The sequence below is a fragment of the Aneurinibacillus danicus genome (genome assembly GCF_007991215.1).
Taxonomy (GTDB): Bacteria; Bacillota; Bacilli; order Aneurinibacillales; family Aneurinibacillaceae; genus Aneurinibacillus; species Aneurinibacillus danicus.
The window spans coordinates 1-14,891 of the sequence record NZ_BJXX01000131.1; the positions used below are offsets into that span (position 1 = coordinate 1).

The 14,891-nt window shown below is 45.6% G+C and carries 16 protein-coding genes; 12 read left to right on the forward strand and 4 right to left on the reverse strand.

From position 1 onward, the window contains the following. The first annotated feature begins 215 nt into the window (after nucleotides 1-215). From ADA01nite_RS14150 to ADA01nite_RS14185, 8 genes are all read left to right on the forward strand, one after another. A complete protein-coding gene (locus ADA01nite_RS14150; RefSeq protein WP_146810929.1) occupies nucleotides 216-848 on the forward strand; it encodes a TetR/AcrR family transcriptional regulator in 633 nt (210 codons plus the stop codon). Between the two features lie 122 nt (nucleotides 849-970). After that, nucleotides 971-2,416, forward strand: coding sequence for an NAD(P)/FAD-dependent oxidoreductase (locus tag ADA01nite_RS14155; protein ID WP_146810930.1), 1,446 nt, complete (start codon nucleotides 971-973; stop codon nucleotides 2,414-2,416). A gap of 192 nt (nucleotides 2,417-2,608) precedes the next feature. Beyond that, a complete protein-coding gene (locus tag ADA01nite_RS14160) occupies nucleotides 2,609-3,145 on the forward strand; it encodes a response regulator (RefSeq protein WP_146810931.1) in 537 nt (178 codons plus the stop codon). A 109-nt stretch (nucleotides 3,146-3,254) separates the two neighbouring features. Next, entirely contained in the window at nucleotides 3,255-4,253 is a 999-nt protein-coding gene (locus ADA01nite_RS14165) for a BMP family ABC transporter substrate-binding protein (protein ID WP_170230295.1), read from the forward strand. A gap of 17 nt (nucleotides 4,254-4,270) precedes the next feature. After that, entirely contained in the window at nucleotides 4,271-6,202 is a 1,932-nt protein-coding gene (locus ADA01nite_RS14170) for a sensor histidine kinase (protein WP_170230296.1), read from the forward strand. Between the two features lie 33 nt (nucleotides 6,203-6,235). After that, nucleotides 6,236-6,655 carry a response regulator gene (locus ADA01nite_RS14175; RefSeq protein WP_146810934.1) on the forward strand — a complete coding sequence of 140 codons (420 nt, stop codon included), beginning with the start codon at nucleotides 6,236-6,238 and terminating at the stop codon, nucleotides 6,653-6,655. A 9-nt stretch (nucleotides 6,656-6,664) separates the two neighbouring features. Beyond that, nucleotides 6,665-7,597: a sensor histidine kinase gene (locus tag ADA01nite_RS14180; RefSeq protein WP_146810935.1), complete on the forward strand. Its 933-nt coding sequence runs from the start codon at nucleotides 6,665-6,667 to the stop codon at nucleotides 7,595-7,597. Nucleotides 7,598-7,654: 57 nt separating this feature from the next. Further along, entirely contained in the window at nucleotides 7,655-7,957 is a 303-nt protein-coding gene (locus tag ADA01nite_RS14185) for a 4a-hydroxytetrahydrobiopterin dehydratase (RefSeq protein ID WP_146810936.1), read from the forward strand. A 121-nt stretch (nucleotides 7,958-8,078) separates the two neighbouring features. Here the strand turns inward: ADA01nite_RS14185 and ADA01nite_RS14190 are convergent, their stop codons facing one another. After that, nucleotides 8,079-8,543 (reverse strand): PCYCGC motif-containing (lipo)protein, encoded by a 465-nt coding sequence (locus tag ADA01nite_RS14190; RefSeq protein WP_170230297.1) that lies wholly within the window; start codon nucleotides 8,541-8,543, stop codon nucleotides 8,079-8,081. 178 nt (nucleotides 8,544-8,721) lie between these two features. On the opposite strand from ADA01nite_RS14190, the gene ADA01nite_RS14195 reads away from it, so the two are divergent. Further along, nucleotides 8,722-9,513, forward strand: coding sequence for a hypothetical protein (locus tag ADA01nite_RS14195; protein ID WP_146810938.1), 792 nt, complete (start codon nucleotides 8,722-8,724; stop codon nucleotides 9,511-9,513). Here ADA01nite_RS14195 and ADA01nite_RS14200 read toward each other — a convergent pair. After that, nucleotides 9,510-11,024, reverse strand: coding sequence for a long-chain-fatty-acid--CoA ligase (locus ADA01nite_RS14200; protein ID WP_218029567.1), 1,515 nt, complete (start codon nucleotides 11,022-11,024; stop codon nucleotides 9,510-9,512). The two genes, ADA01nite_RS14195 and ADA01nite_RS14200, sit on opposite strands and share 4 nt — an antisense overlap. A 227-nt stretch (nucleotides 11,025-11,251) precedes the next feature. Between ADA01nite_RS14200 and ADA01nite_RS14205 the strand changes: the two genes are divergently transcribed. After that, nucleotides 11,252-12,010, forward strand: a complete 759-nt coding sequence (locus ADA01nite_RS14205; protein ID WP_246147348.1) for a lytic transglycosylase domain-containing protein — start codon at nucleotides 11,252-11,254, stop codon at nucleotides 12,008-12,010. A gap of 13 nt (nucleotides 12,011-12,023) precedes the next feature. Here ADA01nite_RS14205 and ADA01nite_RS22120 read toward each other — a convergent pair whose 3' ends face one another. Both ADA01nite_RS22120 and ADA01nite_RS14210 read right to left on the reverse strand, forming a co-directional pair. After that, on the reverse strand, nucleotides 12,024-12,170 hold the full coding sequence (locus tag ADA01nite_RS22120) for a hypothetical protein (RefSeq protein WP_170230298.1): 147 nt from the start codon (nucleotides 12,168-12,170) through the stop codon (nucleotides 12,024-12,026). 129 nt (nucleotides 12,171-12,299) lie between these two features. Then, a complete protein-coding gene (locus ADA01nite_RS14210) occupies nucleotides 12,300-12,704 on the reverse strand; it encodes a globin domain-containing protein (RefSeq protein ID WP_146810943.1) in 405 nt (134 codons plus the stop codon). Between the two features lie 336 nt (nucleotides 12,705-13,040). Between ADA01nite_RS14210 and ADA01nite_RS14215 the strand changes: the two genes are divergently transcribed. Together ADA01nite_RS14215 and ADA01nite_RS14220 are read left to right on the forward strand one after the other, a co-directional pair. After that, the gene (locus tag ADA01nite_RS14215) at nucleotides 13,041-14,258 is read left to right on the forward strand and encodes a hypothetical protein (protein WP_146810940.1); all 1,218 of its coding nucleotides are present in this window, start codon (nucleotides 13,041-13,043) and stop codon (nucleotides 14,256-14,258) included. Between the two features lie 164 nt (nucleotides 14,259-14,422). Beyond that, nucleotides 14,423-14,872 (forward strand): hypothetical protein, encoded by a 450-nt coding sequence (locus ADA01nite_RS14220; RefSeq protein WP_146810941.1) that lies wholly within the window; start codon nucleotides 14,423-14,425, stop codon nucleotides 14,870-14,872. Nucleotides 14,873-14,891: the final 19 nt, after the last annotated feature.

Genomic DNA, 14,891 nt, shown 5'->3' on the forward strand with positions numbered 1-14,891 from the left:
TTTTTGTATTTGTCTATATACGTATAACAATGAAGGATAGCTTCAATCCGATAAGGGTTGAAGCTTTTTTGTGTTCTTTATCATTTTCCTGTTTGTTTTTTTAAATTGTAGCTTGTTTCATGGGTAAAAATGGTGGATACTGGTATCATAGGTTTTTTTACCTACTTCTTTAGAAGTTGACATAGAGAAAGAATATAGAGAAAAGGAGAATATATATGGAAAAGAAATATTCCCCGCGAGTAAAGAGAACCAGAGAGAAAATCCTGCATTCAGCTGTGGAAATCTTCTCACAAAAAGGATTCCAAGCGTCAACTATTCGTGAAATCGCCCGTTTGGCCGGGGTGAACGATTTAACTGTATATCGCCATTTTGAAAGTAAGGAAAAACTGTTTACGGAGATGCTTCAACGTCATGCGTTACTGGCCGAAATCAGTGAATATATTGTACAGGGTATAACTGACGATTATGCACGTGATTTGCGTGCCATCGTTCGTACATTCATTTCCACATTCAAAAAGGAGCTACCATTGATTAAGCTTTTACTCAGCGAAGCGGAGAAAATGGAAGAATGCCGTAAATATGTCGCAATGTTTACCGAAAAAATTATCGAGAAATTGACGGCTTTCTTTGAGTACTATAAGATTGCAGGTCAAATCCGGCAAAATGTAAACAGCTACGCTGTCGCCTCCGGTCTCTACAGTATATTATTTGCCCGCGTCTATTCATTCATTCTGCATGGAGAAGCAAATCAGTCATTATCTTTCATGTCAGAAAATGAATTGATGGACGGGTGGATTGATTTATTCGTCGCAGGAACGGCAGTTTCCGAATATTCATATACAAAATGACGAACGAAATATATAAGTGGTAAGAAAACATTCGGCTTTCTGGTTGATTCTTTGCCACGGTAGGCGGTATAATTCAGAAAGGTTTCCGAAATAGCTTTTGCATTCAAGGGGGCTTTTAACAGATGAGGTATGATGTAGTAATCGTAGGTGCCGGACCTGCTGGTATTTTTACGGCATATGAATTAACCAGAAAAAATCCTGCCTTAGATGTTTTGTTAATAGATAAAGGACATGATATTTTTAAGCGCCGTTGTCCGATTTTGGAGAAAAAAATAAAGAAATGCCCGCCTCCCGCCGGACGAAAAGAGTTTAGCGGCTGTTTGCCGGCCTGTTCTATTACGAACGGATTCGGTGGTGCGGGTGCCTACTCGGACGGAAAGTTCAATATTACCACAGAGTTTGGCGGTTGGATGACTGATTATCTTCCTCCGTCCCAGGTGCTGGAGCTAATTCGCTATGTGGATGAAATCAATCTTGAGCACGGAGCGACACTGAGCATTACTGACCCGACTACGCCTGAAGTACGAGAAATTGAGCGCAAAGCGGCCGGTGTGGGTCTTAAACTGCTCCGTGCAAATGTACGTCATCTTGGTACGGAGCAAAACCTTAAGATTCTTCAGAGTATCTATCGTGAATTAGAGACAAAGATCACGATGAAGTTTAAAACCGAAGTATCCGACATTCTTACAGAAAAAACGGAAGACGGTATTCAAATTAAAGGTATAGAATGTAAATCCGGCGAGACATATATGGCTGATAAAGTGGTGATTGTTCCAGGGCGCGACGGTTCCGAATGGTTTGGTAATATCCTGAAGCGTCAGGGGCTGCGTCTGCTCAACAATCAGGTCGATATCGGCGTGCGCGTTGAGACGACAAATGTAGTGATGGAAGAGATTAACCGTCATTTGTATGAAGGGAAATTTTTGTACAAATCGACGACCGACCAAATTATCCGGAGCTTCTGTTCAAATCCAAGCGGCCACGTAGTGATAGAAAATCATAGCGGGGTTATGGCTGCGAATGGACACGCTTACAAAGATGAGAAGCTAGGATCTCCGAATACGAATTTTGCTCTGCTTGTATCCCATGTATTTACGGAGCCGTTTGATAAGCCGAATGAATATGCTAAAGAAATCTGCCGCCATGCAAACGATTTGTCCAACGGATCGGTTATCGTGCAGCGCTACGGGGACATTAAGCGGGGGCGTAGAACGACGGAAAAACGCCTGAAAGAAGGGTTTATCGAACCGACGCTGAAAGAAGCGGTACCAGGTGATTTAGGTCTTGTGCTCCCGTATAATACAATGAAGAGTTTGATTGAGATGGTGGAAGCGCTTGATCACGTAACGCCTGGAATTGCCAGTGAACATACGCTATTCTATGGGGTAGAAGCAAAATTTTATTCCGCGCGTCCCTATTTAAACGAGAATTTCGAGACGGAGATTCATGGGCTGTACGCCGGGGGCGACGGTGCAGGCATTACTCGGGGATTGGCACAAGCGGGAGCGTGCGGCGTCCATATCGCGCGTGATATTTTAACGAAGGTGAGAATGACCGTGGCCGATTAGCCATAAGTCCTGCCATAAAAATGAAGGGAAAGGCGGCTGACTTTTGTGGTGCGAAGGAAAAGGGAGAAGAGAACGAGGAGGTGATTTCAATGTGGAAAAAGGCGATGGCCTTTTTCTTCCTCGGATCTTTTTTCCTCTCTCCTTCCTTCTTTATTTCATGATCTTCACAGAAAACGGATAGGAGGGTGAGAAATGAGAGGGAAGCCGACCGTATTGATTGTTGATGATGATGTAGATATTTGTTTCCTGATGGCAACGGCGATTCAATCAGAGCAGGTGGAGATTATAACTGCTCATTCGGGAAAGGAAGCATTGCGTATGTACGAGCAGCATCATCCTGAGCTTGTACTGCTTGATATCCAATTGCCGGAGTTGAGTGGAATTGAAGTGTTGGGCAGAATGAAAAAAATAGACGAAGAATGTCAGGTCATTATGGTTACTGCTTACGCGACGATTGAAACCGCCGTTCAGGCAATGAAGCTTGGAGCGCTTGATTATATTTGCAAACCGTTTAAACTTCCGCATTTGAGGGAGACGGTTCAGAACGCGATAGATTTCGTCACGAGCATTCCTGAGCATTTGCCGACACTTGAAGAAGTGGAACGCAAGCATATTGAAAAAGTACTGAACGAAGTGGAAGGCAACCGCCGCCTGGCAGCCGAGAAACTGGATATTTCACTGCGCACGCTGTACTACAAAATTAAACAATATAATATTTACAACCCTTAAAATCCAGAAACGTACAGGTCTGGATTTTTTTCTGCAATTTTTGCACTTCAGCGCTGTAAGGTAAAATGTTTACAATGGTAATATAGCCATAGAAAAAGGGATGTGCCGTATGCTGAGAAAACTACTTCTTCTTTTGGCGTTGCTATTGCTGGTTGGCTGTTCAATATCCTCTTCGTTTGAAGAAACAAAAAACGTGACGCCTCCTGAAGCTCCGTTGAAAGTGGCGCTGCTTCTAGAAGGAAAAATATATGATCAAGGCTGGGATAACCAGGCATATGTTGGCCTTAAAGAAATCGAACGGAAAATGAATGCGCAAATTTTCTACATGCAGTATGTAAACACGGAGAAAAAGCAGGCCGACGAGACAAAAAAGCTGGCAGAGCAGGGATACCAGTTGATATTCGGAAACGGACGCAGTTTTGAAACAGTTTTCAATAACCTTGCGCCCGCCTATCCGAATACGCGCTTCGTCTTCTTTAATGGAAGGGCGGCAGCAGCAAATGTATCTGCCATTAATTTCACGCCGGAATCAATGGGCTATTTCTCGGGAGTTGTGGCGGGTTTGATGACGAAAACGCATAAAATCGGCTTAATTCCCGCTTACAGTTCCATGTATGAAATCGAACCGTTTATCCAGGCAGCAAAAGAGCAAAATCGGGCAAATAAAGTAATTGTACGGGAAGTAAACAGTTGGAATGACGGGCGCAAAGCCGTGCAGATTGCCAAGAGGATGATAGATGAAGGCGTTGATATTCTTGTTCCGATGGGCGACGGTTTCAATATTGATGTTCTTATGGAAGCGCATCATGCAAAGCGATTGGCAATCGGTTATGTTTCAGATCAATCGTTTGTCTCGAAAGAAACAGTGGTGACAAGTATACTCCAGAATGTAGCGGACGTTTACCTTAAGGTTGCACGCAAGTATAAAGAGGGAACGCTGCCCGCCGGGTGCCTAACTTTTGATTTTAAAGATGGGGGACAGGACTTGGCCCACTTCGGCCCTATGGTTCCCCCGGCCGTTCAGGGAAAAGTCAAACAAAAGCTGGAAGAGTATAAAACGGGTGCGTTTTCTTTGCCGATACATACCCAGTCTATACGATGCCAGTAAAAAGTGGAGTAAATACAATGAATGCATTTCAAAGATGGAATAACTTGTCGATTCGATTCAAGTTTTTCAGCGTATTTCTGGCTGTTGTGCTGCTCGCCGGGGGCGGTATGCTTGTTTTGAACAATCAACTGCTGAGTGTAGTACACGATAATGATAAAGTCATCAACCAATCGGTACCGAATCTGACTACGCAACTGCAAGTGAAAAGCACGATTATGGAGCGAATCAACTATGTTATGCTGTATATTACGACAGGCAGAGAAGAATTTCGGGAGAAGTTTGAAGAGGCAAGCGCCCGTGCGCGGGAAATCGAGGAGAATTTAAGAGATAGCGCATTACCGCAGGAACAAGAGGGAATTGAGAGGTTTATTATTCACAGTGAAGATTGGGAACTTATTTTGCGGAATGAAGTGATTCCCGTCTATCAGCGCAATAATCCGAAGGATGCGCTTGAAACGCTAAATTCAAAAGCGCAGCCGCTCGCTATTCGATTGATGAATGAAGTAGAAATACTTTCACAGCGAAAGATTCAAGAAATCGGTAGCGATAATCAGAAGATGCTCAACAATGCCTGGTCTTCTGTACGGGTCGGATACATCGTAATCGGGGTTACGCTGTTACTTGCGCTGTTGTTCTCCTACTACATGTCACGTAGCATTACGAACCCTATTTTATCACTGCTTCATGGTGTCCGCCGGATGACACAGGGAGATTTCACCACTCAAGTAGAGGTGACGAACCAAGATGAATGGGGGGAGCTAAGCAAGGCGTTCAACCGGATGAGTTTAAGCATTGCGGGCCTGGTCGAAGAGCTGAGACAGGCTAATGTGCGTCTGCAGGAGGAATCCCGGCGTGCAAAGGAGGCTACCCGGTTAAAATCAGAATTTCTTGCCAATATGTCACATGAGCTCCGTACGCCGCTGACAGGCATTATCGGTTTTGCTGAATTGCTGTATGAAGATCCGGAAAATCGTCTTTCTCCTGCACAGAAAAACTTTACGCACAATATCGTAAGAGCGGGGGAGCATCTGCTGTCAATGATTAATGATATTCTTGACTTAAGCAAGATTGAAGCGGGAAAATACGAGCTGGAAGTAACCCGGTTCGATATGGTCCAAGTCATTCGCAGTACGCTGGTTATGTTGCAGGCAAAAGCGGAGCAGCGCGGGATATCGCTTGTGCTGGAAACGGAGTGCTCAGTCCTGCAGGTAACAGCAGATAAAACAAAAATCCGGCAAGTTTTATTAAATTTACTGGGTAACGCAATTAAATTTAGCACTGTACAAAGTACAGTGCGGGTTACTCTTAAACAAGACGGTCATACTGTGACCGTCCGGGTAGAAGATCAGGGAATCGGAATCGAAGCCGAAAAGCAGGAAAAGATTTTCGAACAATTCTACCAAAATGACGGCAGCCTGGATCGCAAATATGAAGGAACAGGGCTTGGACTGGCGTTATCGAAACAGTTGATTGAGCTGCATGGCGGGAACATAGAAGTGAAAAGTGAACTCGGCAGGGGAAGCGTATTTTCTTTTCATCTTCCACTGTGGGTGGAGAAAATATCCACACACAGCACTTACGCCATTACCGGCGAAGTTCAACCGCTTCTTATTTTTTATACGGCGGATTTCTCTGAACATTTTCCTGATTTTTCTAAAATAATTCAAAAAGAGGATCTACCTTTCCTTGCTTTTATGATAGAATCAAAACAAGAAGCTATCGAAATGATGGAAAAATATCCTGACAATAACATTCTAGTTGTGGCCCAATCATTTCATACCGGTTATGTAGAGATTTTGGAAGGGATACGTGAACATACGCATAGAAAGATTTTTGCCTATATTGAGCGTCCGCTGCGTTTTGTAGAACGTGGTCAGGTTATGAGAGTGGCGGATTATATTTTGCCTTCTTCGCAGAATGTGTCCGCCGTGTTTTCGCGCATCCGATAATAAGGTTATTGAAAAAACAAAGGGGAACGCAAGATGGGATATCGTATTTTACTTGTGGAAGACAACCCTTCAAACCGTGAGTTGTTTATTGAAATTTTGCAATTGAAACCGGAATACGAAGTGTACGTGGCCGAGAGCGGTATGGATGCACTCAATATGCTGGAAACGTTTTATCCGGATTTAATTCTGATGGATATTCATATGCCGCGCATGGACGGCCTGGCTGTTACTAGAACGATTAAATCCATACCTGAGCTAGCTTCTATTCCGATTGTCGCATTGTCTGCTTTGGCGATGAAGTCCGATATTAAATCAGCGCTGGAGGCCGGTTGTATTGGCTACATTACAAAGCCGGTACGCATTCGAAGCTTCCTGGAGAAGATAGACATGTATCTTATGCAGGGCAAACAGAGTGGGGAGACATCGATTTCCGCACCCTGTGCGGAAGAGTAGGGATGAAAGGTGAAGCGTAAGTATTCCCTGGAGTGCTGTGTTCCGTTCTTTTTGGGTTTTGTTTTATTTCTGGTAGGTTGGCTCATTTATAGGGTTGTTACTGTGCCGGAGAAAGCTTATGGCCGAGAGCTGATCGTAAGCGTGCTGATTATTCTGGCGCTTATCGGTATTCTCTGGTCGTTTATTAGAAAGATGACCAGGCAAAATAAAATGCTTGAAGATACAAACCGGAAGCTGGCGGAGCTGGATCGAATGAAAACAGAATTTCTGGCCAATGTATCCCATGAACTGCGTACGCCTCTTACCGTGATCATGGGCTATTCCGAGCTATTGGAGGAGCGTCTTGCCAGAGAAGAAAATAAGACCAATGTAAAGTTTGTGCAGACCATTCACCGCAAGTCGGAAGATTTATTGAATTTGATTAATGACTTAATCGATTTTTCGCGTATTGAATCCGGCAGGCTTGAACTGAAGCTATCGCGGTTTAAGGTAGAGGAAGTGGTGAATGAAACTGTTGAAGAGCTTGCGACGAGCGCGGAGAAAAAGAAGCATACTATTCAGATTAACCATAGGGATATGCCCCTTTGGCTGCTGGCAGACCGAGGAAAAATCAAACAAATTATTGTAAATATACTGCAAAATGCAATTAAATATACCCCTTCCGAAGGATGTATCATTGTTCGTACATACGCACAGAATGACCGGTGCTATATCGAAGTAGAAGACAATGGAATAGGTATTTCCAAAGAACAAATTGCGCAGATTTATCAGCCTTTCAAACAGGCCGATTCCTCTTATAACAAAAAATATGAAGGCTTCGGATTGGGCCTCGCTATTACAAAAAGCCTGGTGCAAAGCCACAACGGAAACATCCGGGTGCAGAGCGTACCGGGCGAAGGATCATTGTTTATTGTTTCCCTGCCTAGGGAAAAAAACGCCTAGGTTTTGCATAAAGTGGTAATGGGTAAAAAATAGGAAGAGGAAGAAAGGATGATGAAAATGGCTAAGTTGTCGCAAGAGCAAATCGAGTTGAACCTTTCCAGGATTCCCGGATGGACGCTGGAAGACGGTGTTTCCATCCAGCGGAAGGTAACATTCGGCGACTTCCGAGAAGCGCTGGAATTTGTAAATCAAGTCGGTAAATTCGCCGAAGATGCGCATCATCATCCTGAGATCGACATTCGCTACAACAAGGTTAAGCTGCGCTTGACAACACAAGAAAAGAACGGATTAACCGGCAAAGACTTTGCACTGGCACAAAAGATTAACAAGATTCCTTTTTCCCAACCGAAAGTCATGTAAGTGACATGGTACGAACATCATTGCTTAAACAGTAAACGCAGAAAGCGCAGGAATGTAACTTTATCTTCCTGCGCTTCTTTTTTATAGTATAGGAAAGACCGGCAACGCCCACGAGTTTTTCTTATGGTTTGTAGTCCCGCCTGGGCGAATCGGCACCATATTCTCCGCCATGCTTCTTCTTGATTGCTTGCTGGATTTCCGGCACCGGCTTTCCGGCCTCAGTCATCGTAATGACGTCAGTAGCAACCGCTACCGCTTTGCCGCTGATGCTGCCGTGAGAGTTCCACACAATGCTTCCGTCCGGGTTGATTTTATACAGAAATTCCTGAAGAAGGTTGGAATATTGACTGCCGTCATATACGGGAATTTGTTTCATGACCTCCTGGTATTTGAAAGCAAGCTTGTATACATGTAAAATTCCGTCGTCTGTATTGGTTAACATCTGCGGGATTTCATGAATGCCGCCGGTCGTCTCCAGCATATCACCGTTCGGCAATGTTTCCTGTTTGGCGTCCGTCGAAGAACATGCAGCGGTGAAAAGGGATAAAAGAAGGAGAAAAAGAGTAAAAATCAACCTCTTAAACAATGTAAAAATCCCCCTTTTTTATTTTTTTCATCGTTAATTATAATGGCATCCCCCATGTTTGTAACGTGAAATTGTTACAATTTATCACCAATTCATCGCGGTAATCGCGCATATTTGGGTCAAGCATGCCATATATAACTAATGAATGTACGAGCGGTTTGAAGGAGCTGAAGAGAGGGTGTGGGTCCGGAATATTATTTGGTTCATTTTGTTGATTGGAATTGTAGTTTTCAGTATTTTACTGTTTCTGATAATAATGGATCCGGTTCCGGATTATAACGACCAGGCCGCTCAAGATACGGTAAAAGTCGAAGCGAATCAGTCGATGGAGCCCGGCGCGGAAACGGATAATGCGGATGCCGCGCATAGCGGTAATGCCGAAGAAACGGAGGCGGAACAAAAGCGGAAGAGAGAGGAAGCCGCCTCCATCCCGCCTCCATCCACCTCTTTGGGTGATGAACATGCGAATAGTAATGAAACGGCGGTTTCCGGGCCAAAGCCCGGAAAAACAACCGTATCAACTCCTTATGATAACCCTTCCGCCAAAAAAACACCGCCTGCGGAAAACGCAGGCGGGGAGGTACAGGCAGATACTATATGGTATCAAGTTGGGCAAGGTATCGGTTATATAGCGCTGGCCGTTACACTCGTTCCATATCTTTTGTTTTTCATGTTGGGAAGAGGAGGACGCGCAGCGCTTCGCCGTTTTGGTCGTGCCGGTGCACATAGCCTTTCGTTTCTCTCCCAAATGGCGATTGCGGTCGCCGCATTGCACGGAGGAATGATGCTTAGGATCGTGGCCCCGTGGGACCGCCATTTGCTGGGCGGTGTCTGGCTGTTTGCGTTTATCGTTTTTTTCTTTCTGCGCATGAGCCTGTATAATCCGGGTTCTCCGCTTGCCGGAAAAAATCCATTTTCTGTGCTGACGGTTGTGATTTTATTGCTATTCGTTATCCATGCACTTGGTTAGTGCGGGAGATTTCGCAATGCTTTTTTCATGACTTTGCCGGTTGCATTTTTGGGAAGCGAGTCTGTAATTTCAACGAAACGCGGCATTTTGTAATTGGCCAGATGCGGTTTCAGAAAATCGAGAATCATTCGGCGGTCTAGCGTCTCTCCTTCTTTCGGCACGATGAAAGCTTTAACGACTTCACCTTTTACCGCATCGGGAACACCGATGACGGCCGCCTCCAGCACACCCGGATGCCGGTACAGTATTTCTTCGATTTCGCGCGGATAAACGTTAAGACCGCGGGTAATAATCATATCTTTTTTACGATCCACGATAAAGATGTAGCCCTCATGGTCTTTATAGGCGATATCGCCCGTATGCAACCAGCCGTCTACAATTGTTTCTGCGGTCGCTTCCGGCATATTGTAGTAGCCCTGCATGACGTTCGGACCCTTTACAAGAAGTTCTCCGTCTTGATTTTCCGCAAGCTCGTTTCCTTTCTCGTCAACGATACGCACTTCTACGCCAGGGAGCGGCTTGCCGATCGATCCGGGCTTTTTCTCGCCGTCCAGCGGATTTAAGCTAACGACAGGAGATGCTTCTGTTAGGCCGTATCCTTCTACGAGCGGAATGTTGTATTGGCGGTTGAATAGATTCAGTACTTCCACCGGCATCGGCGAGCCGCCGCAGACGGCCAACCGCAAGTCAGGAAATTCCGCATTGCCGGAGCGAAGCGCCTGTGCCAATACGACATACATGGCCGGTACGCCGCAGAATACGGTTACACGGTTTTGTACGAGTGACTGCATAATCTCCTTTGGATGGAACGCTTCATGAATGACGATGGCAGCCCCTGCGTATAGCGGCAGTAGAACGGATGTTGTAAATCCGAACGTATGGAACATCGGCAGCACGCACATGAACGTATCGTTAGAATTCAGCTTAAGCATCCGGTTGCAGGAAGCGGTGTTCGCCATCAGATTTTTGTGGCTGAGCATGGCTCCCTTCGGTTTTCCGGTCGTACCTGACGTATACAGAAGAGTAGACGTGGAGTCCGGGTTCATTTCCATCATCTCCACGGGCTCGAGCGCCGCAATGGTAGCTGTGGTATCCGGGTTAATGACGAACACATTCTCAAGTCCGAGTGCAACCTTCAGTTGTTCTGGTGTGGCGTGCAGCTTGGCGAGAATGTTTTCGTGCACGAACATGGCTTTCGTGCTGGCGTTGCGGATAATGTATGTAATTTCTTCCATGGTGAGTGTCAGGTTCAGCGGCACCACAATGGCACCCAGGCGGGTAATGGCAAAATAACTGTAAATAAATTCAGGCGTATTATAGCAGCTCAGTGCGACTATATCGCCCGCCTGGATGCCGTTTTGCTGAAGGTAAGTGGCATACTGCCGGATGGAGCGGTCCAACTCACCGTATGTAATGGTTGTATCATGATAAATGAGAGCGGTATCGGTTGGCTGCGAATGCTGCAGATAAAAGTTGCCGAAGTGAAGCCCTTTAATTTCTTCCAGTAACAAGTCTATTCCTCCTATATTAAAATGCTTTGATTCTGCAAAATGATTTTGTAGTTTGAGGTAAGAAAATGACCACCTCGCCAGTGCTAACGTATCAATGGTATCCATATAAGTATACATTTGAAAGGAGAACGTGTAAAATATGGACACTGTAAAAATATATCTTTTTTGCCGGGGAAAAAAGAGGTAAAATAAGAAAGAATGGAAAGAAAGGGAAGGGGAATGCAAGGATGGAAGTCGTCTCGCCGAGCTGGTTTGCAGACAGTATTATATTATCGATGGCCGAGAAGAATCCGAAACTTAAGCAGAAGCTGGGACAGGAGATGGTGGGAGGACAGGCCGGTACGTTCGCCGATATGCTGGCGGCAGCGGTCAAAGACGAAGCGGCCGCACTTACCATTGATCCGAACAGGCAAAGCTCTACAGCTGGTTTTATGATGGCGATGATGACGGCATCTGCCCATGCGGTAGATGATGTTGGTCAGCCAATGTCGGAAGAAGCGACGCAAGACCTTCTGCAGGAAGCACAGACTCCTCTCCCTGCGGCTTTTACAGCGCGTAAAATAGTGCCCCCTGTAAATCCATACGCGCAGGCAGCAACGAATTCAGTGGGCCGAGCGGATATTGATAAGGTGATTGCAGCTGCCGCCGAACGATACGGTGTTCAGGAGAATTTGCTGCGCGCCGTTATCTATCAGGAGAGCCGGTTTAATCCGACGGTTCGCTCCAAAGCGGGCGCCATGGGACTTATGCAGCTAATGCCCGGCACGGCCGCGGCGCTTGGCGTGAAGAATCCGTTTAGTATCGAAGAGAATATCGATGGCGGCACCCGGTATTTGAAATCGCTTCTGGAGCAATACGACGGCAATATTAAGCTAGCGCTTGCCGCTTATAATGCAGGTCCCGGTAATGTAAAGAAATACGGTGGAATTCCACCGTTTAAGGAAACACAAAATTACGTGCGCAAAATTACCGCTATGCTTGGCTAAAACGGAAGGCTCCTTACCGTTCTGTTTCAGAATCGGAAGGAGCCTTTTCTGCCTCCGCAATCTTTAATCGTTCGGCAAGTGTCGGGCTGAAAACCGGAATTAAATAATAGCCGAGTGTAACAGCCGCAGCGATGCCTACGATGAGAGCCGCCATGTTCATTGCATTCATCCTCCTTTTTAAAATGAGGAAGTGATGTATTGCGGGTTTCTTTTTTAGTATGACTGTTAGAATGATAACTATGCAAAAAACACGGAGTGGAATCATCGATTCGCTCCGTGTTTTTTGTTCTTATAAAGAAGCCAGATGTTTGGTCGTTTCGTCATCCGGTGAATTTACCATATGGTGCGCCACTTGAATCAGACGTTCATACATGTATTCCCGGGCAGGACCTTCCATGCCGATTTCGTCCATCGATTCTTTCATCAGTTTTAACCAGCGCTCCGCACGCAGCGGCGTTACCTGAAACGCCATATGCCGCGCCCGCATCATCGGGTGCCCGTACATGTTGTTGTACAGTGGTTCTCCACCCAGAAATTGCGTCAGAAACATAAACTGCTTCTGTTCGGTCAAAGTCAAATCTTCAGGGAAGATCGGGCTGAGCAGCGGATCATTCGCTACCCGCGAATAAAATGCGGCTACAAGTTTGCGAATCGTTTGTTCACCGCCGATAGCTTCATAAGGGGTCTGTGACATCATTGCTTTTTACTCCCTTCAGATGGTGTGCTTGTTTCATTATACATTATTTTATCTTCTCTGCCAGACGGCGGCAGTGACGGATGTTACGTTTTCGGTCAAAAAAGTATCCCTGCCGTATAGGACAGGGACGAAAGTAGAGGAGTGGTTACAACATCTTTAGTATGCCATGTTTTTCATGTGAAGTTTGTCAAATTGTTGTACCGTTTTCAGAAGGATATTATTCTAATTTTGTCGAATGTGACAAAAATGTGAATTAAACCAAGTAAAGTTGATTTCTTATGATACAGTAAATGCATATAGGTTCGTGAAGCCAGTAGGAGAGGAGAGCCGACCATGGAGAAACAGGCATTTGTCAATGCACTTGTGTCCCTGCCTGACCCGGCCGCGCGTTTGTTGTTTGCACTGCTCGACAAAAGCAGTATGCTTGAGCTGCTGTCAGGCAAACTGAGTTTAACTTTAGAGAGAGAAGTCGCCCGTGCAAGCGGCTGGTCCAGAAATGAGCTGCTGCTCAAACTGCTTATTCGTCTTAATCAAACCATCCATAATGAGAAAATTACGTACATAACAAAAGAAGATGTCATTCAAAATACCGGGTTGCTTGTTGACCGGGCGATTGCCGTGCTGACAAAAACGGAGAAAGAATTCTCGGGCGAAACGCTGCTTGATCTGCTTGTTTATGAAGGCGACAAAATTGAGAGTATGCGCAGATCCGATGAAGTTCTTAAAGAACCGCTGCGGCCGGACGCCCAGAGCACTGCCTTATATATACAACAACTGTTTGAGCCTTCCGCCAAAACATTGTCCACGTTTTCAGCACAGCGACTGCGCGAGAGAATGCTGCCGTTCGTTATTTATGCCCTGTTTCTGTGGAACGAAAAGTTAACCGTAGAAGAAACGGAAGAGCGAATCTGTAGCTTTTTGCGTTACTGGCAGGAAAAGCGGGGGATTTACGATCACCTGCAGGCCAAGATGAAAGAGCATACATATGCCATAGAGCTTGAAGACCGGCTGCTGGAGCAGAAGACAGGCAATATGAAAGTGCTGCAGCGCCAGCTCGATCAGATTGCAGAGGAAAGAGACAACATCAAAACCGCCCTCATTCACCGTTTGCCGCATGACATTCGTAAGTTTGAAGGCATTTTTGAAGGGAAGGCGAAAACGGTATGGAACCGGATGGTGGAGCTTCAGGCACGCAGAGCGGAGGCGGAAGAGACGGAAGAGGAGGAAGAGGGGCTGCTGCGAAGTTTATGGAATCGTATCGACACAAGTATTAGCGATGCCCAGACGGAAAGAGAAACGAAACGGCTCGCCGTCCGGCTTGTCGATGAGATGGTTGCTATGAAGAAAAACATTATCCAACTGCCTGTCTATTATATGGACCGGATCAAACAAATTCATGATTGTGACAGCAAAATCCAGGAAATTCGCCGCTGGCGTTATCAACTGGAACAGGAAGTGGAAAAGCACAAAGAAAAGATTCAGCATCATAAGGTACACCGCACTACGCTGGAGCAGCAGATTAAGCAATGGGAGAAAGAATTGTTCTTCTAAACTGAAGGGGCTGTCCCTTTTTTCTTTCTTATGACAGAATAGCTGCCTTTCCTTCATTTTCATGTTAGGACTTGTGGTTAATCGGCCATGGTGTTTTTTATGACATAAAACCGTGGAGGACAAGAATAACATGTACAGAAGGGAAAAGAGCGGAGGGGGTTGCAGTGAAGAAAAAAATCGGGAAACAGCTGGTGCTCTACACATTGATTCTCGCGGTTGTGTATCTTGGAATTATTAAATACCAGCAGTATACGACAGACAGCTACCTCGCGGAGTTTCGGGCGCTGCGCGGCGAGGAAACGATAGAGCATATGGGCACGCTGTATAAAGATATTCTGGAGTATGAGGCCACCTATAAGTTAACGCCCCAGGTAAGCGCTCAATTGGTACAAAATCTGCTTGCAACAGGAAAAAAACTGAAGGAGATCGATCAGAAGTTAAAACAGAAATATCCGCAAAAGCATGTGGATTTCTCCTATTTATATCAGGATCTCTTTCTCGTGGTGAGACAACTTCAGGATAAAGCGAACGACGCAAAGCTGGCCGTTATGGTTGTGCATGCTGTAGAGGGATTGGGCAATATAAAAGTACAGTTGTATAGCTCCCGTAAATAAAAATCCCAGCGGACTTACC